Annotated in this window: 17 protein-coding genes; 15 read left to right on the top strand and 2 right to left on the bottom strand. The window is 60.6% G+C overall.

The window, feature by feature from the left end:
• Positions 1–186: 186 nt before the first annotated feature.
• The gene (locus BLV61_RS13400) at positions 187–2,406 is read right to left on the bottom strand and encodes a primosomal protein N' (protein ID WP_090465646.1); all 2,220 of its coding nucleotides are present in this window, start codon (positions 2,404–2,406) and stop codon (positions 187–189) included.
• Positions 2,407–2,694: 288 nt separating this feature from the next.
• Between BLV61_RS13400 and rpmE the strand changes: the two genes are divergently transcribed.
• The 3 genes from rpmE to BLV61_RS13385 all read left to right on the top strand — a co-directional run bounded on the left by rpmE (position 2,695) and on the right by BLV61_RS13385 (position 5,188).
• Positions 2,695–2,913, top strand: coding sequence for a 50S ribosomal protein L31 (gene rpmE, locus BLV61_RS13395; protein ID WP_018929146.1), 219 nt, complete (start codon positions 2,695–2,697; stop codon positions 2,911–2,913).
• A gap of 35 nt (positions 2,914–2,948) precedes the next feature.
• Positions 2,949–3,737, top strand: coding sequence for a thermonuclease family protein (locus BLV61_RS13390; protein ID WP_090465643.1), 789 nt, complete (start codon positions 2,949–2,951; stop codon positions 3,735–3,737).
• A gap of 182 nt (positions 3,738–3,919) precedes the next feature.
• Positions 3,920–5,188, top strand: coding sequence for a malic enzyme-like NAD(P)-binding protein (locus tag BLV61_RS13385; protein ID WP_047536459.1), 1,269 nt, complete (start codon positions 3,920–3,922; stop codon positions 5,186–5,188).
• A 210-nt stretch (positions 5,189–5,398) separates the two neighbouring features.
• On the opposite strand, the gene BLV61_RS13380 is transcribed toward BLV61_RS13385, so the two are convergent.
• Positions 5,399–7,837: a penicillin-binding protein 1A gene (locus BLV61_RS13380; protein ID WP_425272121.1), complete on the bottom strand. Its 2,439-nt coding sequence runs from the start codon at positions 7,835–7,837 to the stop codon at positions 5,399–5,401.
• Positions 7,838–8,052: 215 nt separating this feature from the next.
• Here BLV61_RS13380 and BLV61_RS13375 point away from each other — a divergent pair, with 215 nt between their 5' ends.
• The 12 genes from BLV61_RS13375 (at position 8,053) to gbpA (ending at position 25,713) form a co-directional block, all read left to right on the top strand.
• On the top strand, positions 8,053–9,114 hold the full coding sequence (locus BLV61_RS13375) for a pilus assembly protein PilM (RefSeq protein WP_090465639.1): 1,062 nt from the start codon (positions 8,053–8,055) through the stop codon (positions 9,112–9,114).
• Positions 9,114–9,680 carry a PilN domain-containing protein gene (locus tag BLV61_RS13370; RefSeq protein WP_090465636.1) on the top strand — a complete coding sequence of 189 codons (567 nt, stop codon included), beginning with the start codon at positions 9,114–9,116 and terminating at the stop codon, positions 9,678–9,680. Before BLV61_RS13375 ends, BLV61_RS13370 begins: the two co-directional genes overlap by 1 nt.
• Positions 9,677–10,300, top strand: coding sequence for a type IV pilus inner membrane component PilO (locus tag BLV61_RS13365; protein ID WP_090465634.1), 624 nt, complete (start codon positions 9,677–9,679; stop codon positions 10,298–10,300). Before BLV61_RS13370 ends, BLV61_RS13365 begins: the two co-directional genes overlap by 4 nt.
• A complete protein-coding gene (locus BLV61_RS13360) occupies positions 10,297–10,824 on the top strand; it encodes a pilus assembly protein PilP (RefSeq protein ID WP_090465631.1) in 528 nt (175 codons plus the stop codon). Before BLV61_RS13365 ends, BLV61_RS13360 begins: the two co-directional genes overlap by 4 nt.
• Positions 10,825–10,837: 13 nt before the next feature.
• A complete protein-coding gene (locus tag BLV61_RS13355; RefSeq protein WP_090465629.1) occupies positions 10,838–12,910 on the top strand; it encodes a type IV pilus secretin PilQ in 2,073 nt (690 codons plus the stop codon).
• 4 nt (positions 12,911–12,914) lie between these two features.
• Complete coding sequence (gene aroK / locus BLV61_RS13350) at positions 12,915–13,433, top strand: shikimate kinase AroK (protein WP_047536474.1); 519 nt, start codon at positions 12,915–12,917, stop codon at positions 13,431–13,433.
• Between the two features lie 152 nt (positions 13,434–13,585).
• Positions 13,586–14,686 (top strand): 3-dehydroquinate synthase, encoded by a 1,101-nt coding sequence (gene aroB / locus BLV61_RS13345; protein ID WP_090465626.1) that lies wholly within the window; start codon positions 13,586–13,588, stop codon positions 14,684–14,686.
• A 10-nt stretch (positions 14,687–14,696) separates the two neighbouring features.
• Complete coding sequence (locus BLV61_RS13340) at positions 14,697–16,295, top strand: AAA family ATPase (protein ID WP_090465623.1); 1,599 nt, start codon at positions 14,697–14,699, stop codon at positions 16,293–16,295.
• Between the two features lie 349 nt (positions 16,296–16,644).
• Complete coding sequence (gene gltB, locus BLV61_RS13330) at positions 16,645–21,090, top strand: glutamate synthase large subunit (RefSeq protein ID WP_090465620.1); 4,446 nt, start codon at positions 16,645–16,647, stop codon at positions 21,088–21,090.
• A 126-nt stretch (positions 21,091–21,216) separates the two neighbouring features.
• Positions 21,217–22,635: an FAD-dependent oxidoreductase gene (locus BLV61_RS13325; protein WP_047536482.1), complete on the top strand. Its 1,419-nt coding sequence runs from the start codon at positions 21,217–21,219 to the stop codon at positions 22,633–22,635.
• Between the two features lie 248 nt (positions 22,636–22,883).
• The gene (gene hemE / locus BLV61_RS13320) at positions 22,884–23,951 is read left to right on the top strand and encodes a uroporphyrinogen decarboxylase (RefSeq protein WP_047536484.1); all 1,068 of its coding nucleotides are present in this window, start codon (positions 22,884–22,886) and stop codon (positions 23,949–23,951) included.
• Between the two features lie 295 nt (positions 23,952–24,246).
• Positions 24,247–25,713, top strand: a complete 1,467-nt coding sequence (gene gbpA, locus BLV61_RS13315) for an N-acetylglucosamine-binding protein GbpA (RefSeq protein WP_047536486.1) — start codon at positions 24,247–24,249, stop codon at positions 25,711–25,713.
• Positions 25,714–25,790 lie beyond the last annotated feature (77 nt).

Below are 25,790 nucleotides of genomic sequence, written 5' to 3'. Positions count from 1 at the left end.
GGAAAAACTGGGCATTATCCGTGGCGAAGACGGGCTTGCCAACCTTAGCAGGCAGGATGTGGATGTGTGGTGACAATTAAGGCCCCATCGCGAGTAAGCTCCCACAGGTTTTGGGGTGGATACAGGTTGTAGTTCCACCCTGGAACCACTGCGGGAGCGAGCGTGCTCGCGATGGCGGTACCCAAATCAATACAAATCGACCGGATCCACATCCAGCGACCAGCGCACCGCCCGCCCGCTCGGCATCTGCTCCAGCACCAGCAACCAACTGGCAAGCAAGCGATGCAGCGGCCCCCGCGCGGTGGCTTGCAACAATAGCTGTGCACGATAGCGTCCGGCGCGGCGTTCCATCGGTGCCGGTACCGGCCCCAGCAATTCGATGCCGGTCAAACCCTGTTCGGCCAGCAGGCGTTCGGCCTCGCTGCACGCCTCGTCGAGAAATCCTTCGGCCTGTCCCGGCTTGTGCGCTTCGGCTCGCAGCAGTGCCAGGTGCGCAAAGGGCGGCAGGCCTGCCGCGCGGCGTTCACTCAAGGCTTGCTCGGCAAAGGCGAAATAACCTTGCTCGGTCAATTGCACCAGCAGCGGGTGATCGGCCAAATGCGTCTGGATGATCACCTTGCCCGGCTCTTCGGCACGCCCGGCACGCCCGGCGACCTGGACAATCAGCTGTGCCATGCGCTCGCTGGCACGGAAGTCACCGGAAAACAGCCCGCCATCGGCGTCGAGAATCGACACCAGGGTCACCCGTGGAAAGTGATGCCCTTTGGCAAGCATTTGTGTGCCCACCAGGATGCAGGGCTGGCCTTTCTGGATGGTCGCGAACAACTGATTCATGGCGTCTTTGCGCGAAGTGCTGTCGCGGTCCACCCGCAAAACCGGGTAGTCGGGGAACAAAATGCCCAGTCGCTCTTCGGCCCGTTCGGTACCTGCCCCCACCGGACGCAAATCGACCTTGTTGCATTTCGGGCACTGGCGCGGCACTCGCTCGACGTAGCCGCAATGGTGGCAGCGCAACTCGCCGTGGCGCTGGTGCACGGTCATCCGCGCATCGCAGCGCTGGCATTCGGACATCCAGCCGCAATCGTGACAGAGCAGGGTCGGTGCGAAGCCGCGGCGATTGAGGAACACCAATACTTGTTGGCCAGCAGCCAGCGTCTGACCGATGGCTTGTTGCATCGGCCCGGAAATGCCGCTGTCCAGTGGGCGACTTTTTACGTCAAGGCGCAGAAAGCGTGGCTGCTTGGCGCCACCGGCGCGCTCATTCAGGCGCAGGAGGCCGTAGCGTCCGGTGTAGGCGTTGTGCAGGCTTTCCAGCGAGGGTGTAGCGGAGCCGAGCACGATCGGGATGTTTTCCTGGCGGGCGCGCACCAGGGCCAGGTCGCGGGCGTGGTAGCGCAGGCCTTCCTGCTGTTTATACGAGCCGTCGTGTTCTTCATCGATGATGATCAGGCCGGGATTCTTCATCGGCGTGAACAGTGCCGAGCGGGTGCCAATAATGATATCGGCTTCGCCGTCGCGGGCGGCGAGCCAGGCATCGAGGCGTTCACGATCGTTGACGGCCGAGTGGATCAGGGCGATGCGCGCATTGAAGCGCTGTTCGAAGCGCGCCAGGGTCTGCGGGCCGAGGTTGATTTCCGGGATCAGCACCAGCGCTTGTTTACCGGCCTCCAGGGTTTCGCGGATCAGTTGCAAATAGACTTCGGTCTTGCCACTGCCGGTGACGCCGGCCAGCAGGAACGCGTGATAACTGTCGAATCCGGCGCGAATCGCTTCATAAGCGGCGCGCTGCTCCGGATTGAGCGGCAGTTCAGGCTGCGCCAGCCAGTGTTCGTGGCGTGCGCCGGGAGCGTGCTTGCGTATCTCTACCTGCACCAGGTCTTTAGCCAGCAACAGGTCGAGGCTGTCCTTGCTCAGCATCAGTTTGCTCAGCAATTGATGTGCGACGCCGTGGGGGTGCTGGGCCAGCGTCGCCAGTGCTTCACGTTGGCGCGGGGCGCGGGCGATCCGCGGGTCATCGAGGCTGGCGCCGGGGGCAGCGGACCAGAAACGCTCCTGGCGCGCCTCGGCCAGTTCGCCCTGACGCAGCAGCACCGGCAGCGCCCAGCTCAAGGTGTCGCCGAGACTGTGCTGGTAATACTGGGAAGTCCACAGGCATAGCTTGAACAGGGCGGGTGGCAGCGGCGGCGTGGCATCGAGCAATGCCAGCGCGGGCTTGAGTTTTTCCGCCGGGACTTCGCTGGTGTCGGTGACCTCCACCAGAATCCCGATCATCTCCCGCCGGCCGAACGGCACCCGCAGGCGCATGCCGGGATGCAACTGGGCGCGCAGGACCCCGGCCGGAGCTCGGTAGTCGAACAGGCGGCGCAGCGGCGAAGGCAAAGCGAGGCGCAGGATGGCGTCGGGCACGCGGGGAGTCTCGATAGACAGGCAACAAAAGGGCTAGGCGCATAACGTGTGGGAGCGAGCCTGCTCGCGATGACGGCGTGTCAGTCAGCATTCATCGCGACTGGTACACCGCTATCGCGAGCAGACTCGCTCCCACCGGGGATCGCGTATTGGCTCGGGAGCCTAGCAGACGGTCGGTCTCAGGGACAGCTTGCGTGATTGGCATTGTCTGGTAGAATCCGCGGCCTAATTACGTGCGGTATTCAACAATAGTGTTGGGTGGCGGCACGCTAGCCCGAGGAACACATCATGAAAGCTGATATCCATCCAGAATACCCAGCAGTTGCTGTTACCTGCAGCTGCGGCAACAAGTTCGAAACCCGTTCGACCTACGGCAAAGCCCTGGCGATCGACGTTTGCAACGAATGCCACCCGTTCTACACCGGTAAGCAAAAGACTCTGGACACTGGCGGCCGCGTTCAGCGTTTCGCAGACCGTTTCGGTGCTTTCGGCGCGAAAAAGGCCTAAGGCCGATCAACTTGGGAGGCCGTTTCGGTTTTTCCATGCTGATGAAAAAGGCGTCCCTTGCGGGCGCCTTTTTTGTGTCCGCGATTTGGCTCTCCGGCGCCCAGGCCTTCTGCCCGGCACCGAGTGGTCTGGCATCGGTCGCGGTGCAGCGGGTAGTGGACGGTGACACGCTGCGCCTCGCGGATGGTCGCAGTGTGCGCATGATCGGCTTGAATACGCCGGAGCTGGGCAAGAAAGGCCGGTCCCACGAACCATTTGCCGTGGCGGCGCGAAAGCGTCTCGAAGCCTTGGTGGCCGCGAGCGGCGGACGGGTCGGATTGCTTCCCGGCAAGGAAGGCAAGGATCACTACGGCCGTACCCTGGCCCATGTCTACGGTGCCGAGGGTGCCAACCTCGAAGCGCAGATGCTCGCCGAAGGACTCGGCTTTCAAGTGGCAGTCGCACCCAATGTCGATTTGGTCGACTGTCAGCAAGCGGCAGAACGCAGCGCCCGACAGGCCGGTCTTGGTGTGTGGCGACAGTCACCTGTACTAAAGGCGGAGCAGATCAATACCTCCGGGTTTGCCGTGCTCAGCGGTCGTGTGAGCAAGGTTCAGCGCAATCGCGGCGGGGTTTGGATCGAGTTGCAGGATTCGGTTGTATTGCGCGTTGCACCCAATGTGCTGGACAGATTCCCCGCTGCCACGCTTGATGGCCTCAAAGGCAAGCAAGTCGAGGCTCGCGGCTGGGTGCTGGATCGTTCGCGCAAGGGCGGTCTCAAGGAGGGGCAGGCGCGCTGGATGTTGCCGTTGACCGATCCGGCGATGCTTCAGGTCGCGCACTGATAAAAAATTGTAGACATTTTTTATGTCGATTGTGAACAGTCTATCCCTTGTGTTCCGCGGCTCTTGGCCCAAAGTCGTAGGTCAGGGTGCTTGACAGGGGTGACCGGTCAGTCTTGTGGGGATTTTGCGAGGCGCGTATCCTCGCTGACCAGTCTGTCCAACAGTAAAAGCGGAATGCCCCCATGTCTGATTTGAAAACTGCCGCTCTCGAATATCATGCCAATCCTCGTCCAGGGAAGCTGAGCGTCGAGCTCACCAAGGCCACCGCTACCGCCCGCGACCTGTCGCTGGCCTACAGCCCCGGCGTAGCCGAACCAGTACGCGAAATCGCTCGCGACCCTGAACTGGCCTACAAATACACCGGCAAAGGCAACCTGGTTGCAGTCATTTCCGATGGCACCGCGATTCTGGGTCTGGGTAACCTCGGCCCATTGGCCTCTAAGCCAGTCATGGAAGGCAAGGGCGTGCTGTTCAAGCGCTTTGCCGGCATCGACGTTTTCGACATCGAAGTCGACTCCGAAAGCCCGCAAGCCTTCATCGACACCGTCAAGCGCATCTCCATCACCTTCGGTGGCATCAACCTGGAAGACATCAAGGCGCCTGAGTGCTTTGAGATCGAACGTGCTCTGATCGAGCAGTGCGACATCCCGGTATTCCACGATGACCAGCACGGTACCGCTATCGTGACCGCCGCTGGCATGATCAACGCCCTGGAAATCGCCGGTAAAACCCTGCCGGAAGCCAAGATCGTTTGCCTGGGCGCCGGCGCTGCCGCGATCTCCTGCATGAAGCTGCTGGTCAGCATGGGCGCGAACATCGAAAACATCTTCATGGTTGACCGTACCGGCGTGATCCACTCCGGCCGTGACGACCTGAACCAGTACAAGGCTGTCTTCGCCCACGCGACCGACAAACGTACCCTGGCAGACGCTCTGGAAGGTGCAGACGTGTTCGTCGGCTTGTCCGGTCCGAACCTGCTGAGCGCTGAAGGCCTGAAATCCATGGCGGCCAACCCGATCGTGTTCGCTTGCTCGAACCCTGATCCGGAAATCTCCCCGGAACTGGCACACGCGACCCGTAACGACGTGATCATGGCCACCGGTCGTTCCGACTACCCGAACCAGGTCAACAACGTACTGGGCTTCCCGTTCATCTTCCGTGGTGCCCTGGACGTTCGCGCCAAGCGCATCAACGAGGAAATGAAAGTGGCTGCGGCCAACGCCCTGCGTGAACTGGCCAAGCTGCCAGTACCTCAGGACGTGTGTGATGCCTACGGTGGTGCGCCGCTGGAATTCGGTCGTGAGTACATCATTCCGAAGCCAATGGACAAGCGCCTGATCACCCTGATCTCCGACGCTGTGGCCAAGGCCGCAATCGAGACCGGTGTGGCGACCCTGCCGTATCCGAAGAACTACCCGCTCAAAAGCGTGGATGACGTGTTCAACGGCTAAGCCGTTGTAGCGCTTCAAAAGAAAGCCCCGGCTCGTGAGAGTCGGGGCTTTTTTTGTTGTCTGGAGGGTCGATGGCGCAGTTGTGTGTGCTGCCAAACCCTGTAGGAGCGAGCCTGCTCGCGAAAAATAGTCAGACAACGCGGGTATTCAGACTACCCGCGTCATTGTTGACGACCATCGCGAGCAGGCTCGCTCCTACGGGCTGCTTCTCTAGAACAGGTCGATCGGCGCCGATTCATCCGCTGGCAGCGGGCTGCCCGGCGCATTGCCGTTGCCCAGTTCGCTGGCCGACGGTGGCGTGTCTTCGGCCTTGAACAGTTCGAAGTAGGCTCCAGGCGTGCCTGGGCTTGCCGCACGGCCACTGACCGGGTCGACGCGCAAGCTCAGGATGCCTTCCGGCTCCGGTTGGGTGTGTGGTGGCAGGCCTTTAAGCGCGGCGCCCATGTAGGTCATCCAGATCGGCAGCGCGACGGTGCCGCCGAACTCCTTGCGCCCCAGGCTTTCCGGCTGATCGAAGCCGGTCCAGACGGTGGTCACGTAATCGGCGTTGTAACCGGAGAACCAGGCGTCCTTGGACTCGTTGGTGGTCCCGGTCTTGCCGGCGATGTCAGGGCGACCCAAGGCCAGTGCACGGCGGCCGGTGCCGAGTTTGATCACATCTTCAAGCATGCTGTTGAGGATGTAAGTGGTACGGCCATCGACGATGCGCTCAGCCACGGCCGGTGCCTGTGGCGCCGGTTGGGTAGTTGGCGCTTCACCCGGCATTGCGTTGACCGTGAAGGCCTGGGCGGACGGTGCGGCGATGCCGTCGTTGGCGGCGCCGCCTTTCGGCACGCTTGCCGGGTTGGCGACGAACAGCGTGTCGCCGTTGCGGCTTTCGATCTTGTCGATGATGTAAGGGGTGATCTTGTAGCCGCCGTTGGCGAAGGTGCTCCAGCCGGTGGCGATCTCCATTGGCGTCAGGGTCGCGGTGCCCAGGGCCAGGGACAGGTTGGGCGGCAGATCCTGCTTGTTGAAGCCAAAGCGGGTGATGTAGTCGATGGTTTTGCCAACGCCCATCGCCTGCAGCAGGCGGATCGACACCAGGTTACGCGACTTGTACAGCGCTTCGCGCAAGCGGATCGGGCCGAGGAAAGTGTTGGTGTCGTTTTTCGGACGCCAGACCTTGTCCAGGTACTCATCGACGAACACGATCGGTGCGTCGTTCACCAGGCTGGCGGCGGTGTAGCCGTTATCCAGCGCAGCGGCGTAGACGAAAGGCTTGAAGCTCGAGCCCGGCTGGCGTTTGGCCTGCAAGGCGCGGTTGTAGTTGCTCTGCTCGAAGGCGAAGCCACCGACCAGCGCGCGGATCGCGCCGTTTTGCGGATCAAGTGAAACCAGCGCGCCCTGGGCCTGCGGGATCTGGCTGAACTTCAACGAATTGTCCGCCTGACGTTGCACGCGAATCAGGTCCCCGACCTGGGCCACGTCGGACGGCTGCTTCGGATTAGCGCCCATGCTGTTGGTGTTCAGGAACGGACGCGCCCATTTCATGCTGTCCCAGCTGACGTGCTCGTCGCCATTGCGGGTCAGCACCTGCAGGCCGTTCTTCTCGACCTGAGTGACGATGGCCGGTTCAAGGCTGCTAATGGTGCGCTGCTTGGTCAGCTCGGTCGCCCAGGCCTCGCGGGTCTTGCCCGGCAGGCGCGACTCAGGGCCGCGATAGCCGTGGCGCTGGTCATAGGTCATCAGGCCTTCATGGACCGCGGTGTTGGCCATTTCCTGCAGATTGCTCGGCACGGTGGTGGTCACGCGGAAACCTTCGGTGTAGGCGTCGCTGCCATAACGGCCGACCATTTCGGCACGGGCCATCTCGGCAATGTACGGCGCATTCACTTCCGGCGTCGGGACGTGATAGCTGGCGTTCAGCGGTTCGTTGATCGCGGTGGTGTAGTCGGCCTCGCTGATTTTGCCGAGCTTGTACATGCGCCCCAGGATCCAGTCGCGACGCTCTTTGCTGCGGGCCGGGTTGGCCAGCGGGTTGAAGCGCGACGGGGCTTTGGGCAGGCCGGCGATCATCGCCATCTGCGCGAGGCTGACGTCACGAATCGATTTGCCGTAATAGACCTGCGCCGCCGCCTCGATACCGTAGGCGCGGTTGCCCAGATAGATCTTGTTGACGTACAGCTCGAGGATCTCGTCCTTGGTCAGTTGCCGTTCGATCTGCAAGGCCAGGAGGATTTCAGTGGTCTTGCGCGAGAAGCTGCGTTCGCTGGTCAGGAAGAAGTTCTTCGCCACCTGCATGGTGATGGTGCTGCCGCCGGACTGGATGTGCCCGCTTTTCACCAATTGGGTGGCGGCACGCATCAGGCTGCTGGGGTCGACGCCGTAGTGATTGGCGAAGTTATCGTCTTCAGCACTTAGTAACGCATTAATGAAGTTGGGGGGAATGTCGGCGAAACGGATCGGTGTACGGCGCATTTCGCCGAATTCTGCGATCAACTTGTTGTCGCTGCTATAGACCCGCAAAGGGATCTGCAACTGGATGCTTCGCAACGCCTCTACGGACGGCAATCCGGGGCTAAGGTAGAGAAACGCCCCGCTCAGACCCAGAAGCAGTCCGCAGAAAACCGCGACGATGGACCAACCGAAAAATTTCAGCAGACGAATCAAGGCTTTTGGATATCCAGGGCAAAGAATGAATTAGGCATCAGGGTTCAGGCTAAAGGCGAACGACCCGCGCTTGAGAAAAGCGGAAAAAAACGCTGGGCATTATAAGCATTTTTCCGCCAGAAGCGTCATTTGCGCTGATGTCAAGACGGGCGGATGGAACGCAAAACATAAAGCAGAGTCCGTAACTCACGGATAGTCATAGGGAATTGCCAGTGCCAGGACTCTTCAACAAAAAGGCCGATACGCTTTTGGGTATCGACATCAGCTCCACTTCGGTGAAGCTTCTGGCGCTGAGCCGCCAGGGCGCCCGTTATCGGGTCGAGGCCTATGCGGTCGAACCGCTGCCCGCCAACGCCGTTATCGAAAAAAATATTGCCGAGCTCGATGCTGTGGGCCAGGCGCTCTCTCGCGTGTTGATCAAGGCCAGAACCCGCCTCAGGAACGTGGCTGTGGCGGTGGCGGGCTCGGCAGTGATCACCAAGACCATCGAGATGGACGCCGGACTTTGCGACGACGACATGGAAAACCAGTTGAAGATCGAGGCCGATCAGTACATTCCCTATCCGCTGGACGAAGTCGCCATCGACTTTGAAGTACAGGGCGCTTCAGCGCGCAATCCCGAGCGGGTCGATGTGCTGCTCGCGGCCTGCCGCAGGGAAAACGTCGAGGTCCGTGAGGCAGCCCTGGCTCTGGCCGGCCTCACCGCTCGCGTGGTCGACGTCGAGGCTCATGCCCTGGAACGATCATTCGGGTTGCTGGCCAATCAAACGGTGCTGCCCAAGGACGGCCCGGTGGCAGTGGTCGACATCGGGGCGACCATGACCACCCTGAGCGTATTGCACCACGGGCGCATCATCTACACCCGCGAACAACTGTTCGGTGGCCGGCAGCTGACGGAGGACATCCAGCGCCGCTACGGCCTGACCCTCGAACAGGCGGGGTTGGCAAAGAAGCAGGGTGGTTTGCCGGATGATTACGTCAGTGCAGTGTTGCAGCCGTTTCGCGAGGCGCTGGTGCAACAGGTATCGCGTTCATTGCAGTTTTTCTTCGCTGGCGGCCAATACGACGCTATCGATCACATCCTGCTGGTCGGCGGCTCCGCGTCAATCTATGGGCTGGAACGGTTGTTCGAGGAGCGTTTGGGCACACCGACCCAGGTGGCCAACCCATTTGCCGGAATGACGTTGAGCGCCAAGGTCAACGCCGCCGCCCTGGCCAGCGACGCGCCGGCCATGATGATTGCCTGCGGGCTGGCCCTCAGGAGCTTCGACTGATGGCGCGGATCAATCTTTTGCCCTGGCGCGAAGAGCGGCGCGAGGAGCGTCGAAAACGTTTTTTATTGATTTTGGCAGGCGTGCTGGTGGGATCGGCGGGTGCGGTGCTGGTTGCGAATCAAGCCATCAACGGCGCCATTGAACGGCAAGTCGCCCGTAACAATTACATCAATCAGCAGATTGTCGTGGTCGACGAGCGGATCAAACAGATCGGCGAGCTCAAGGCGCGTCGCCAGCAATTGCTCGAGCGCATGCGCATCATCCAGGACCTGCAAGGCAATCGGCCGATCAGTGGGCGAATTTTTGATCAGTTGGCGCGGACCCTGCCTGACGGGGTGTATTTCACCGAAGTCAAAAGGGTCGGCAAAACCTTGTCGATTTCTGGCGCCGCTGAATCCAACAATCGTGTTTCCGACCTGATGCGCAACTTGAACGCTTCGGACTGGTTCGATGCACCGAGCCTGACCGAAGTCAAAGCGACCACTGCGGGTCAGTTGGATCAGGCCAATGTCTTCCAGTTGACCGTTCGTCAGACTCAACCGGTCGCCGTGGAGGATGAACAATGAGTCCTTCCGGATGGCTGGAAGAGCTGCGCAGTATCGATATTCACGAACTGGGCACCCACAACATCGGTTCATGGCCACCAGCGATCAAGGTTCTTGTGGGCGTGTTGGTCATGATTCTGGTCCTGGCGCTCGGTTACAGCATTTCCACAAGTGAGGTTCAGAGCCAGCTCGACCTCAAGCGCGAAGAAGAGACGGCCCTCAAGGAGCAGTTCGCCACCAAGGCGCACAGTGCGGCGAATCTGGCGCGCTATACCCAGCAACTGAAAGAGATGGAAAACTCTTTTGGTGTGCTGCTGCGGCAACTGCCCAGTGATACCGAAGTGCCCGGCTTGCTGGAGGACATCACTCGCACAGGTCTGGGTAGCGGGTTGGAGTTTGAAGAGATCAAGCTGCTGCCGGAGGTGACCCGGCCGTTCTACATCGAACTGCCGATCCAGATCACCGTGACCGGTACCTATCACGACCTGGCCACGTTCGTCAGTGGTGTGGCCGGGTTGCCGCGCATCGTTACCCTGCATGATTTCGACCTGGCACCGGCCAAACCCGACGGCGGCCCGAAGCTGCGCATGAGCATCCTTGCCAAGACCTATCGCTACAACGATCAGGGGGCGCATCAATGAGCCCGATTCGTTGTTTATCGATGGTCGTGTCGCTCGTCGTCCTTGCCGGCTGTGGCGGTGGCGATGACTTCGGCGACCTGGATGCCTACCTGGACGAAATGCGCCTGCGCGCACCAGACAAGATTGAACCAACGCCCACAATCCGGTCTTACCCGACATTCACTTACAACGCAGCCAACCTGCGCAGCCCGTTTTCACCCCAGGTCAGAATCGACCTGTCCGGTCAGAAACACGGCTCAAGCAACGTCGAGCCCGACCCCGACCGAATCAAGCAATACCTTGAGGGGTTCAACATCGAGCAGTTTGAAATGGTCGGCACGATCTCCAATGCGGCGGGCTCCTTTGCATTGCTGCGCGGGGCTGGCGGGGTGCACAGGCTGAAAGTCGGTGATTACCTGGGGCGTAATGACGGGCGGATCGTCGCCATCAGCGGCTCACAAGTGGATGTGGTCGAAATCGTCCCCGACGGCGAAGGTGCCTGGCTGGAACGGCCGCGGACCCTCCCTCTGAAAGAGCACTCATAGTGGAACTGGAAAAATGAACAGGACTTTCTCAGCCCTCGGAATGACGCTATGGATAGCGTTGTTGTCGCCGATGGCACAAGCGGCCAGCCTCAAGGCGCTGGATGTTGCGGCGCTGCCGGGAGACCGCGTCGAGTTGAAGCTGGCATTCGACGAGCCGCCACCGGCCCCTCAGGGTTACACCACAGCATCACCGGCGCGGATCGCACTGGATCTGCCGGGTGTCGTCAGTCAATTGGCGAACAAAACCCGTGACCTGGGCGCTGGCAATGCCCGAAGCGCGACAGTGGTGGAAGTCGAGGATCGTACGCGTCTGATCATCAATTTGACCCAATCAGCCCCCTACAGCACGCGAGTCGAGGGCAACAACCTGTTCGTGGTGGTCGGGCAGGGCGGCAAAATCGCGGCGACCACATCTCCCACCATCGCAACGCCGGCCCCGGCGCGCCCCCCAATGCCATCGAGCAAGGCTATTCGCGGTGTGGATTTCCAGCGGGGTACCCAGGGCGAAGGCAATGTGCTGATCGATCTGTCGGATCCGTCGATTGCGCCGGACATTCAGGAGCGCGACGGCAAGATCATCGTCGGGTTTGCCAGGACCCAATTGCCCGACCCCTTGCGCGTGCGTCTGGATGTGAAGGATTTCGCCACGCCGGTACAGTTCGTCAACGCCAGCGCCACGGGTGATCGGGCCACCATCACGATCGAGCCCGGCGGCGGCGCCTTCGACTACTCAACCTATCAGACCGAAAACAAACTGACCGTCAGCGTCCGTCCGGTGACCGCCGACGACCTGCAAAAGCGGGATGCCGACCGCCATGCCTACAGCGGCGAAAAACTTTCTTTGAATTTTCAGGACATCGACGTGCGCTCGGTGCTGCAACTGATCGCTGATTTCACCAATCTCAATCTGGTCGCTAGCGACACCGTGCAGGGCGGCATTACCTTGCGCCTGCAGAACGTACCTTGGGATCAGGCGCTGGATCTGGTGCTGAAAACCAAGGGGCTGGACAAGCGCAAGATCGGTAACGTCCTGCTGGTGGCGCCGGCCGACGAAATTGCCGCCCGGGAACGTCAGGAGCTGGAATCGCAAAAACAGATCGCCGATCTGGCACCGCTACGGCGGGAACTGTTGCAGGTCAATTACGCCAAGGCGGCGGATATCGCCAAACTCTTCCAGTCGGTGACCAGTGCCGAGGCGAAAGTCGACGAACGGGGCTCTATTACCGTCGATGAGCGTACCAACAACATCATTGCCTACCAGACCCAGGATCGACTCGACGAACTGCGGCGAATCGTTGCCCAGCTGGATATTCCGGTGCGTCAGGTCATGATCGAAGCGCGAATCGTCGAAGCCAACGTCGATTACGACAAAAGCCTGGGCGTGCGCTGGGGCGGTTCCGTCCAGAACAGGGGCAACTGGAATACATCCGGGGTCAGCAACGGCGCCAACGGCTCCTCGACCATTGGCACGCCGGGCAGCACCAGCACCAATTCACCGTTCGTCGATTTAGGGGCGGCGAACAACACCTCGGGGATCGGCATTGCGTTCATCACCGATAACGTCTTGCTGGACCTTGAGCTGACGGCCATGGAGAAGACCGGAAACGGGGAAATCGTCTCGCAACCTAAGGTCGTCACGTCCGACAAGGAAACCGCCAAGATCCTCAAGGGCACCGAGATTCCCTATCAGGAAGCCAGTTCCAGCGGCGCGACTTCGGTGTCCTTCAAGGAAGCATCGCTGTCGCTGGAAGTGACGCCACAGATTACTCCGGACAACCGGATCATCATGGAGGTCAAGGTCACCAAGGACGAACCGGACTACCTGAACAAGGTCCAGGATGTGCCGCCCATCAAGAAAAACGAGGTCAATGCCAAGGTCCTGGTCAACGATGGAGAGACCATCGTCATTGGCGGTGTTTTCTCAAATACTCAAAGCAAGGTTGTAGATAAGGTGCCATTTCTTGGCGATGTGCCGTATCTTGGCCGCCTTTTCCGGCGTGACGTGGTTTCGGAGAAAAAATCCGAGCTGTTGGTGTTTCTCACTCCGCGTATCATGAATAACCAGGCGATTGCTGTGAGTCGTTGATTCTGTGCGAAATTTGATTCTTGTAGGACCGATGGGCGCTGGAAAAAGCACCATCGGCCGGTTGCTGGCCAAAGAGCTGCGCTTGCCATTCAAAGATTCCGATAAGGAAATTGAATTACGCACGGGCGCCAATATCCCATGGATCTTCGATAAAGAAGGCGAACCGGGCTTTCGTGACCGCGAGGAGGCAATGATTGCCGAGCTGTGCGATTACGATGGTGTGGTGCTGGCGACCGGCGGCGGTGCAGTAATGCGCGAAGCCAATCGTCGGGCCCTGCACGCCGGTGGGCGGGTGGTTTATCTGCATGCCTCTGTCGAGCAGCAGGTCGGCCGTACGTCCCGCGACCGCAATCGGCCCTTGTTGCGCACCGCCGATCCGGCCAAGACCCTTCGGGATCTGCTGGCGATCCGCGATCCGCTGTATCGGGAAATCGCTGATCTGGTGGTGGAAACCGATGAGCGGCCGCCACGCATGGTCGTGCTCGATATCCTGGAACGCTTGCAGCAGCTGCCTCCCCGTTAATGCGCGGCGCGAAATGCGCTATCCTCGGCGTCCTGCCGCAACCGCTCAAGGTTGTGGCGAACGGCGACCCAGCGGCGTCAATAACAGCAAAGGCCGTGGACATTCGTTAACTCAAGGCGGAACGCCTGATTCCATCTTCACTGTGGGGACACATGCAGACACTCAAGGTCGATCTAGGCGAGCGCAGCTACCCGATTCATATTGGCGAAGGTTTGTTGGATCAGCCTGAGCTGCTGATCCCGCATATTCGCGGACGGCAAGTGGCAATCATCTCCAATGAAACGGTCGCGCCGCTCTATCTTGAACGTCTGACTCGCAGCCTCGCGCAGTTCTCGGTGATTTCCGTCGTGTTGCCCGACGGCGAAGCCTTCAAAACCTGGGAAACCCTGCAACTGATCTTCGATGGCCTGCTGACCGCACGGCACGACCGCCGTACCACGGTGATCGCCCTGGGTGGCGGTGTGATCGGTGACATGGCCGGTTTTGCTGCCGCCTGCTATCAGCGCGGCGTCGATTTCATTCAGGTTCCGACCACACTGCTGTCGCAAGTGGACTCCTCGGTGGGCGGCAAGACCGGGATCAACCACCCGCTGGGCAAGAACATGGTGGGTGCCTTCTATCAGCCGAATGTGGTGCTGATCGACACGGCCTCCCTCAATACCCTGCCGGCCCGCGAACTGTCCGCCGGTCTGGCTGAGGTCATCAAATACGGGCTGATCTGTGATGAGCCGTTCCTGACCTGGCTCGAAGACAACGTCGATCGCCTGCGTAATCTGGATCAGCAAGCCCTGACCTACGCCATCGAACGCTCCTGCGCGGCCAAGGCAGCGGTGGTCGGCGCCGACGAAAAGGAAACCGGTGTTCGTGCCACCTTGAACCTGGGCCACACCTTCGGTCACGCCATCGAAACCCACATGGGGTATGGTGTCTGGCTTCATGGTGAGGCCGTCGCTGCTGGCACCGTAATGGCGCTGGAAATGTCCGCCCGCCTGGGCTGGATCAGCGAACAGGACCGTGATCGCGGCATTCGTCTGTTCCAGCGCGCCGGGCTGCCGGTCATTCCGCCCGAGGAGATGACGGAAGCCGATTTTCTCGAACATATGGCAATTGATAAAAAAGTGATCGACGGTCGTTTGCGCCTGGTGCTGCTGCGCCAAATGGGCGAGGCAGTGGTGACCGACGATTATCCGAAAGAGGTTTTACAGGCCACGCTGGGAGCGGATTACCGCGCCCTGGCTCAGCTTAAAGGTTAATAAGATCGCGATGACTAGTTTGCATGCGGACGAGGCTTTCCTCGGCCATTACCAGTTGAGTCATGACCCTTTTGCTCCACGGGTGCCTGGCTTCAAGTTTTTCCCGGCCCAGCGCAAACCGGTGCTGGGACAGCTGCACCACCTGGCGCGTTACAGCCAGTTGCTGTTGGTCGTTACAGGGCCCCAAGGCAGCGGCAAGACGCTGTTGCGCCAGGCCCTGGTGGCCAGCACCAACAAACAGTCCGTGCAAAGCGTGGTGGTTTCCGCCCGTGGCGCAGGCGATTCGGCTGGCATCCTGCGGCAGGTTGCCCAGGCGCTGGACGTTGCCCAGGCCGAGATCGGCGCGATTCTGGCGCAGGTGGTGCAACTGGCGCTGACCGGTCAGGAAGTCTATCTGCTGGTGGATGACGCCGAGCAACTCGACGAGTCCGCGCTCGAAGCCTTGATGGCCCTGGCCGCCGGCGCGCCGGAAGGCCGTCCGCACGTGTTCCTGTTCGGTGAGTCCTCGCTGATCGCTCAGCTGGAGCAGTTGAGCCTGGAGGAAGAGCGTTTCCACGTCATCGAGCTGCAGCCTTATACCGTAGAGGAAACTCGCGAATACCTGGACCAGCGCCTCGAAGGCGCTGGCCGGGGTATCGAACTTTTTACCGCGGATCAGATCTCTGATATTCATGAAAGCTCCGACGGTTGGCCTGGCAACATCAATCAGGTCGCCCGCGATGCCATGATCGAAGCCATGATTGCCAGCCGCACAGCGGTCAAGCGTCCAAGTATGGGGTTCAATATGCCGAAGAAACACGTATTGGCGATTTCCGCCGTCGTTGTGGTCGCGGTGGCCGCCGCCTGGTTGATGCCGGGTCGCAACAAAGCGCCGACCACGGGTGCGCCTGCCAACGAACAGGCGCAACTGCCACTTGGCCAGGGCCAACCGCAAGCCAATGGTGGTGCGCCGTCTGTCGAATTCGCCGGCAATACGCAGCCGATGCCGTTGCCGTTGGTCGGTAATTCGCAACCGGTCATGCGTGGTCCGCTGGCCGAAGCTGCGGGTGGCATTTCCGAGGGAGATGATGGCGTGCCGGTCGAAGGCTCCAGCGCCACGCCGCCGACCGTGACCACGACTGCGCCGCCTGTGGGCGTGCCTGCCGGTCCTGCACCGACACCCGCAGCCAAGCCGACGCCTGCTCCGACTCAAGTCGCTACCGCCAAGCCAGCGCCGGTTCCAGCGGCCAAGCCTGCACCCGCGCCCGTGGCTAAAGCCGCACCAGCGGCCAAGCCGGTCGAGAAGCCAGTCGAGAAACCTGCCGCCGTGGCCAAGGCCGCGGGCGGCACCTGGTACGCAGGTCAGGCTCCGGGCAACTACGTGGTGCAGATCCTCGGCACCAGCTCTGAAGCGGCCGCGCAAAACTTCGTCAAGGAGCAGGGCGGCGAGTACCGCTACTTCAAGAAAGTCCTCAACGGCAAGCCGCTCTATGTGATCACCTACGGCAGTTTCGCCAATCGTGATGCAGCCGTTTCCGCCATCAAGGCCTTGCCAGCGAAGGTTCAGGCTGGTAAACCTTGGCCTCGCACTGTCGCCAGCGTCCAACAGGAACTGGCAACAACTCGCTGAAGATTCGGCGGCCTTACCCAGGCCGCCTCTCCAAGCACCTCAAAATTTCTACAAGCGCGCCGTCTCTACAGACCGCGTGCCTTGTGGTGTCTGCGTCACAGTAGTCTTTGAGTCGTTGCGGTCAAGATTAAAAAAAGTTTTGACTAGCACAGCAGATCGCTTTAAACCTTTCACAAATGCGACATGAATTTGCGACATTTCGTCGTCAAATTTGTGAGGCCCAGTGACGGTGTGTACAATGACCTCCCTTTTGCCCCCGCAAAGCCGGCGTACGTTCGGTGTGGATGGTAAGTGGTTGAATTAAAAAGAAATTTGCCTCGATAAGAGGCAGCCTGGTGAGAAAGTGTCTATGAAAGCAGGTCTGTACCAACCAGATGAATTCAAGGATAACTGCGGTTTCGGCCTGATAGCTCATATGCAGGGCGAGCCCAGTCATACCCTTTTGCAAACGGCCATCGAGGCCCTGACCTGCATGACCCACCGCGGTGGGATTAATGCCGACGGCAAGACCGGTGACGGTTGCGGTCTGCTAATTCAAAAGCCGGACGTGTTCCTGCGAGCCATCGCCCAGGAAACGTTCGGCGTCGAACTGCCCAAGCAATATGCCGTGGGCATGGTCTTCTTCAACCAGGACCCGGTCAAAGCCGAAGCCGCTCGCGAGAACATGAACCGCGAGATCCTGGCCGCCGGCCTGCAGTTGGTCGGCTGGCGCAAAGTACCGATCGATACCAGCGTCCTCGGCCGCCTGGCCCTTGAGCGCCTGCCGCAGATCGAGCAGGTGTACATCGGCGGTGAAGGCCTGAGCGACCAGGACATGGCCGTCAAGCTGTTCACTTCCCGTCGTCGCTCGTCCGTGGCCAACGCCGCCGACGTCGATCACTACGTCTGCAGCTTTTCCCACAAGACCATCATTTATAAAGGCCTGATGATGCCGGCGGACTTGACCGCCTTCTATCCAGACCTGAGCGATGAGCGCCTGCAAACCTCGATTTGCGTGTTCCACCAGCGCTTCTCCACCAACACCCTGCCGAAATGGCCGCTGGCTCAACCGTTCCGCTTCCTGGCGCACAACGGCGAGATCAACACCATCACCGGCAACCGCAACTGGGCCGTGGCCCGTCGCACCAAGTTCACCAACGATTTGATGGACCTGGAAGAACTCGGCCCGCTGGTCAACCGCGTCGGTTCCGACTCCTCCAGCATGGACAACATGCTCGAGCTGATGGTCACCGGTGGCATCGACCTGTTCCGTGGCGTGCGGATGATCATTCCGCCTGCGTGGCAGAACGTCGAGACCATGGACCCGGATCTGCGTGCGTTCTACGAATACAACTCGATGCACATGGAACCGTGGGACGGCCCGGCCGGCGTGGTCATGACCGATGGTCGCTACGCGGTGTGCCTGCTCGACCGTAACGGTCTGCGTCCGGCGCGCTGGGTCACCACCAAGAACGGCTTCATCACCCTGGCCTCGGAAATCGGTGTCTGGAACTACCAGCCTGAAGACGTGATCGCCAAGGGCCGTGTGGGCCCTGGCCAGATCTTTGCCGTGGACACCGAAACCGGTCAGATCCTCGACACCGATGCCATCGACAACCGCCTGAAGTCTCGTCATCCGTACAAGCAATGGCTGCGCAAGAACGCCCTGCGCATCCAGGCGACCATGGAAGACAACGACCACGGTTCGGCGTTCTACGACGTCGACCAGCTCAAGCAATACATGAAGATGTACCAGGTCACGTTCGAAGAGCGCGACCAGGTGCTGCGTCCGCTCGGCGAACAGGGCTACGAAGCCGTGGGCTCCATGGGCGACGATACGCCGATGGCCGTGCTGTCCCAGCGCGTGCGCACGCCGTACGACTATTTCCGCCAGCAGTTCGCGCAGGTGACCAACCCGCCGATCGACCCGCTGCGTGAAGCCATCGTCATGTCGCTGGAAATCTGCCTCGGTGCCGAGCGCAACATTTTCCAGGAGTCGCCGGAGCACGCCTCGCGCGTGATCCTCAGCTCGCCGGTCATTTCTCCGGCCAAGTGGCGCTCGCTGATGAACCTCGATCGTCCGGGCTTCGAGCGCGCGATCATCGACCTGAACTACGACGAAAGCGTCGGCCTCGAAGCGGCGATCCGCAACGTTGCCGATCAGGCTGAAGAAGCCGTGCGCGCCGGTCGTACCCAGGTCGTACTGAGTGACCGTCACATCGCCCCGGGCAAACTGCCGATCCACGCTTCCCTGGCCACCGGCGCGGTGCACCATCGCCTGACCGAAAAAGGCCTGCGTTGCGACTCCAACATCCTGGTGGAAACCGCGACAGCGCGTGACCCGCATCACTTCGCGGTGTTGATCGGTTTCGGTGCCTCTGCCGTTTATCCGTTCCTGGCTTATGAAGTGCTGGGTGACCTGATCCGTACCGGTGAAGTGCTGGGTGACCTCTACGAGGTGTTCAAGAACTACCGTAAAGGCATCACCAAAGGCCTGCTCAAGATCCTGTCGAAGATGGGTATCTCGACCATCACGTCCTACCGTGGCGCGCAGTTGTTCGAAGCCATCGGCCTGTCCGAGGAAGTCTGCAACCTGAGCTTCCGTGGCGTGCCAAGCCGCATCAAGGGTGCGCGTTTCGTCGACATCGAAGCCGAGCAGAAAGCCCTGGCCACCGAAGCCTGGAGCCCGCGTAAGCCGATCCAGCAAGGCGGCCTGCTGAAGTTCGTCCACGGTGGCGAATATCACGCGTACAACCCGGACGTGGTCAACACCCTGCAAGCCGCTGTGCAGCAGGGCGACTACAGCAAGTTCAAGGAATACACATCGCTGGTGGACAACCGCCCGGTGTCGATGATCCGCGACCTGCTGAAAGTCAAAACCCTCGACACGCCGCTGGACATCAGCGAGATCGAACCGCTGGAATCGGTGCTCAAGCGCTTTGACTCCGCCGGTATCTCCCTGGGCGCCCTGTCGCCGGAAGCTCACGAAGCCCTGGCCGAAGCCATGAACCGCCTCGGTGCGCGTTCCAACTCCGGTGAAGGCGGCGAAGACCCTGCGCGCTACGGCACCATCCGTAGCTCGAAAATCAAGCAAGTTGCCACTGGCCGTTTTGGCGTGACCCCGGAATACCTGGTCAATGCCGAAGTGCTGCAGATCAAGGTCGCCCAAGGCGCCAAGCCAGGCGAGGGCGGTCAACTGCCGGGCGGCAAGGTCAACGGTCTGATCGCCAAGCTGCGTTATGCAGTACCGGGCGTGACCCTGATTTCGCCACCGCCGCACCACGACATCTACTCGATCGAAGACTTGTCGCAGCTGATTTTCGACCTGAAACAAGTCAACCCGAAAGCGCTGGTCTCGGTGAAGCTGGTAGCAGAAGCGGGCGTCGGCACCATCGCTGCCGGCGTGGCCAAGGCCTACGCGGACCTGATCACCATCTCCGGCTACGACGGCGGGACCGGTGCATCGCCGCTGACCTCGATCAAATACGCGGGCGCCCCGTGGGAACTCGGCCTGGCCGAAACCCACCAGACCCTGCGCGGCAACGACCTGCGCGGCAAAGTCCGGGTACAAACCGACGGCGGCCTGAAAACCGGCCTCGACGTGATCAAGGCCGCCATCCTCGGCGCTGAAAGCTTCGGCTTCGGCACCGCGCCGATGATCGCCCTGGGTTGCAAATACCTGCGCATCTGCCACTTGAACAACTGCGCTACCGGCGTTGCGACCCAGAACGAGAAGCTGCGCAAGGATCACTACATCGGCACCGTCGACATGGTGGTGAACTTCTTCACCTACGTCGCCGAAGAAACCCGCGAGTGGCTGGCCAAGCTGGGTGTGCGCTCCCTCGAAGAGCTGATCGGCCGTACCGATCTGCTGGAAATCATCGAAGGGCAGACCGCCAAGCAGCATCACCTGGACCTGACCCCGTTGCTGGGCAGCGATCACGTGCCGGCGGACAAGCCACAGTTCTGCGGCGTGGACCGTAACCCGCCGTTCGACAAGGGCCTGCTGGCCGAGAAAATGGTCGACATGGCCACCTCGGCGATCAACGACCTGAGCGGCGCCGAATTCGCCCTGGATATCTGCAACTGCGACCGTTCCATCGGCGCGCGGATCTCCGGCGAAATCGCCCGCAAGCACGGCAACCAGGGCATGGCGAATGCGCCGATCACGTTCCGTTTCAAAGGGACTGCCGGTCAGAGCTTCGGCGTGTGGAACGCCGGTGGTCTGAACATGTACCTGGAAGGCGATGCCAACGACTACGTCGGCAAGGGCATGACCGGTGGCAAGCTGGTCATCGTTCCGCCGACGGGCAGCGTCTACAAGACTCAGGACAGTGCCATCATCGGCAACACCTGCCTGTACGGCGCCACGGGCGGCAAGCTGTTCGCCGCCGGCACCGCGGGTGAGCGTTTCGCCGTGCGTAACTCCGGTGCCCACACCGTCGTGGAAGGCACCGGCGATCACTGCTGCGAGTACATGACCGGTGGTTTCGTCTGTGTGCTGGGCAAGACCGGTTACAACTTCGGCTCAGGCATGACCGGTGGTTTCGCCTACGTGCTCGACCAGGACAACACCTTCGTTGACCGGGTCAACCACGAACTGGTGGAAATCCAGCGGATCAGCGGCGAGGCGATGGAAGCCTACCGTAGCCACTTGCAGCGCGTGCTGAACGAGTACGTCGAGGAAACCGACAGCGAGTGGGGTCGTGAGCTCGCCGAAAACCTCGACGATTACGTGCGCCGTTTCTGGCTGGTCAAACCTAAGGCGGCGAGCTTGAAATCTCTGCTTTCCAGTACTCGTGCGAGTCCGCAGTAAACGACGCAGCAGCAAGCGGCAAGCTTCAAGCCGCAAGTTAACAGCAGTGCGCGTTGTGCCTGCCACCGTGATTGTCTTGCAGCTTGAAGCTTGTAGCTTGAAGCTGTCGTGTAAGAGGTTTTGAAGATGGGCGAACGTCTCAGCAACGACTTCCAATTCATCGAGGTCGGGCGCAAGGATCCGAAGAAGAAACTGTTGCGTCAACGCAAGAAAGAGTTCGTGGAAATCTACGAACCGTTCAAACCCCAGCAGTCGGCCGACCAGGCCCACCGCTGCCTGGGTTGCGGTAACCCGTATTGCGAATGGAAGTGCCCGGTGCACAACTTCATTCCCAACTGGCTCAAGCTGGTGGCCGAGGGCAACATCCTCCAGGCCGCCGAGCTGTCGCACCAGACCAACACCCTGCCGGAAGTCTGCGGCCGGGTGTGCCCGCAGGATCGTCTGTGCGAGGGTGCCTGCACCCTTAACGACGGTTTCGGCGCGGTCACCATCGGTTCGGTAGAGAAGTACATCACCGACACCGCGTTCGCCATGGGCTGGCGCCCGGACATGTCCAAGGTCAAACCGACCGGCAAGCGCGTCGCGATCATCGGTGCGGGCCCGGCGGGCCTGGGTTGTGCCGACGTGCTGGTGCGCGGTGGCGTGACCCCGGTGGTGTTCGACAAGAACCCGGAAATCGGCGGTCTGCTGACCTTCGGTATCCCTGAGTTCAAGCTGGAAAAGACCGTGCTGAGCAATCGCCGCGAAGTCTTCACCGGCATGGGTATCCAGTTCCGCCTCAACACCGAGGTGGGCAAGGACATCACCATGGAGCAACTGCTCGAAGAATACGATGCGGTCTTCATGGGCATGGGCACCTACACCTACATGAAGGGCGGCTTTGCCGGTGAGGACCTGCCGGGCGTTTACGACGCACTGGACTTCCTTATAGCCAACGTCAACCGCAACCTGGGCTTTGAAAAGTCGCCGGAAGATTTCGTCGACATGAAAGGCAAGAAGGTCGTGGTGCTGGGCGGTGGTGACACGGCGATGGACTGCAACCGTACGTCGATCCGCCAGGGCGCCAAGTCGGTGACCTGTGCCTATCGTCGTGACGAAGCGAACATGCCGGGCTCGCGCAAAGAGGTGAAGAACGCCAAGGAAGAAGGCGTGAAATTCCTCTACAACCGTCAGCCGATTGCCATCGTCGGTGAGGACAAGGTCGAAGGCGTGAAAGTGGTCGAGACCCGTCTCGGCGAACCGGACGCCCGTGGCCGTCGCAGCCCCGAGCCGATTCCGGGCTCCGAAGAGATCATCCCGGCCGACGCCGTGGTCATCGCCTTCGGTTTCCGTCCGAGCCCGGCGCCGTGGTTCGAACAGTTCAGCATCCAGACCGACAGCCAGGGCCGCGTTGTCGCGCCTGAGCAGGGTCAGTACAAGCACCAGACCAGCAACCCGAAGATCTTCGCCGGTGGCGATATGGTCCGCGGTTCCGACCTGGTGGTGACGGCGATCTTTGAAGGCCGTAATGCGGCTGAAGGGATCCTGGATTACCTGGGCGTCTAATCCGCGTCCAACTGGCTGCAACGCAATACCTGTGGGAGCTGGCTTGCCAGCGATAGCAGCACCTCGGTCTACCTGACAAACCGAGGTGTCTGCATCGCCGGCAAGCCAGCTCCCACAGTGTTTTGTGCTGCTACAAAACCTGCATTTCACCGCGACAAATTGACCCGATAGACAAAAGGCTGACCTGCATCCGTGCCTTTTGCGCCCGGCTCTGAGAAAATGCCCGCACTTTTTTTCCGGATGCCGACATGACTGCCCTGAAGAACGACCGTTTCCTGCGCGCCCTGCTCAAGCAACCCGTAGACGTCACTCCCGTGTGGATGATGCGTCAGGCCGGTCGCTACCTGCCGGAATACCGCGCCAGCCGAGCCAAGGCCGGCGATTTCATGAGCCTGTGCATGAACCCGTCGTTCGCTTGCGAAGTCACGATGCAGCCGCTCGACCGTTATCCACAACTGGATGCGGCGATCCTCTTTTCCGACATCCTGACCATTCCCGATGCCATGGGCCAAGGCCTGTACTTCGAAACCGGCGAAGGTCCACGCTTCAAGAAAGTCGTCAGCACCCTGGCCGACATCGAAGCCTTACCGATTCCCGATCCGCAGAAAGACCTCGGCTACGTGATGGACGCGGTCAGCACCATCCGCCGCGAACTGAACGGCCGAGTGCCGCTGATCGGCTTCTCCGGCAGCCCGTGGACCCTGGCCACCTACATGGTCGAAGGCGGCTCGTCGAAAGACTTCCGCAAGACCAAAGCCATGCTCTACGACAACCCGCAAGCCATGCACCTGCTGCTGGACAAGCTCGCGCAGTCGGTCACCAGCTACCTCAACGGCCAGATCATGGCCGGTGCGCAAGCGGTGCAGATCTTCGACACCTGGGGCGGCAACCTGTCGGCGGCGGCTTATCAGGAGTTCTCCCTGGCCTACATGCGCAAAATCGTCAGCGGCCTGATCCGCGAGCACGAAGGTCGCAAGGTGCCGGTGATCCTGTTCACCAAGAACGGCGGCCTGTGGCTGGAAAGCATCGCCGACGCCGGTGCTGATGCACTGGGCCTGGACTGGACATGTGACATCGGCAACGCCCGTGAGCGTGTCGGCAGCAAAGTCGCACTGCAGGGCAACATGGACCCGACCGTGCTCTATGCCAAGCCAGAAGCGATTCGCACCGAAGTCGGGCGCATTCTCGCCAGCTACGGCAAAGGCAGTGGTCACGTGTTCAACCTCGGTCACGGCATCACGCCGGAAGTCGATCCGGAACACGCTGGCGCCTTCCTGCGCGCGGTGCATGAGTTGTCGGCGCAGTATCACGAGTAACGGATTCTGCAATGATCAGAAGCCTGTTCGGCCTGGTGCCGGACAGGCTTTTTTTATGCCTTTCAACTTCGTGTTTAGTCGAGAGGGAGCTTCTTGTAAGAAGTTTTTCATTTCTTGTCGGATGTAGGCGCATAGAGACTGATCCTGCGGTAAGCAGAGATTTTCCCTACATAGCAAACGAATTTATCCAAGTAAGGTTTCGGACCCTTGCGCAGCCCCTCGCTGAGCAATGTCGCAAACATTGGCGCCCGTTCTGCGCGTCTTGATCTTCGATAAGTAGTCTGGAATTCATTTGATGAAAAATACGTCTTATAAGGGAAGTGCGTTCGCTGCCTGCACCTCCTCAATGATCCTGTTATCGGCAATGTTGGCATCCCAAAGTGCTTCCGCTCACGGCTACCTGGAAGTACCGCCTTCGCGCGCACTGGCTTGCCAGAAAGGCTTGAACACCAACTGTGGCGGCGCGCAATACGAACCACAAAGCGTCGGCGAAACCTTCAAGGGCTTTCCGGCCGGCGTGGGTGGTGCGCCTCTGCAAGGACCGGTCGACGGCAAGATCCCGAGTGGTGGTCACTCGCTGTTCTCCGCCCTGGACGCTCAGTCCGCCACGCGTTGGCACCTGACGGAAATCAAGGACCGCAACATCGATTTCCAATGGCGCTACACGGCTGTGCACCCGGCCACCAAGCATGAATACTTCATTACCCGCAACAACTGGAACCCGAACGAAGCGCTGAAACGCGCCACCTTCGAAAGCACGCCGTTCTGCACCATCGACGGCGGCAATCAGAAGCCGGAGTCCGGCGCCAAGCACAACTGCAACATCCCCGCGGACAAAAACGGTCACCACGTGATTCTGGCGATCTGGACCGTCGGTGATACCGATGCGGCGTTTTACAACGCGGCGGACGTGAACGTCATTGCCGAGCCTGAGTTGCCGGGCGGCTGGTCTTCCGTGGGCGGCATCGCGCCTTCGACCGCCTTGCTGGTAGGTGACAAGGTCAAGGCCCGTGCCTTCTCCGCCAATGGCGAGAGCTCGAACTACAGCGTTGAAATCTCCATCGACAACGCTGAAGACGGTTCGCCAAACAATTGGTCGTTCAAGCTGGCCGAAGCCATCAACAAGGCTCACACCCTGGTCCGGGCAGGCGTTCGCGATGAAAACGGAACCATTGAGCCGGTCAAGGGCAACAACAGCCTGTATGCGCAAAAAGAAAGCGGTGTAATCCGCTACGAAGTGCAGCTGGACATGAGGGAAGACGCTGCCGCGCGCATGGCGGTGGCGTCCCAGCAACCGGAATACGTTCTGGACAAAGGCCAGGCCAAGGTCGAGTTCAGCATGATTGCCAACCGCAAGATGAACGTCGAAGCGACCCTGCACGACGAGCACAACAAGCTGGTCGGTTCCACCTCGGCACAGGTCGACAGCGGCTCGACATCGCTGACTCTGGATGTGCGCAGCAACCCGGGCAAACACACCCTGACGCTGGTGGGCACCACCCTGGATGGCCGCACTACTCGCCAGGACACCCAGGCCACCCAACTGACCGGTGATGGCGCCGGTGCCGACTATGACTTCGTGTTCCCGGAAGGCATCAGCGACTACACCGCCGGCACCAAAGTGTTGCAGCCAAAGACCAACGAAGTCTTTGAATGCAAGCCGTTCCCGGAGTCGGGCTACTGCAAGCAATACAGCCCGACCGCCACTGGCTTTGAGCCGGGTGTCGGTGCGCACTGGCACATGGCGTGGAACAAGCTCTAAGTCCCGCCGCAGTACTTCAGGCGACCTCTTGAGGGTCGTCTGAAGGCGAACTCTTCTGTTGGATAATCAAGTGAACC

Origin of the sequence: Pseudomonas mohnii, assembly GCF_900105115.1 — a bacterium.
Taxonomy (GTDB): Bacteria; Pseudomonadota; Gammaproteobacteria; order Pseudomonadales; family Pseudomonadaceae; genus Aquipseudomonas; species Aquipseudomonas mohnii.
This window is presented reverse-complemented; position numbering and strand designations above follow the sequence as displayed.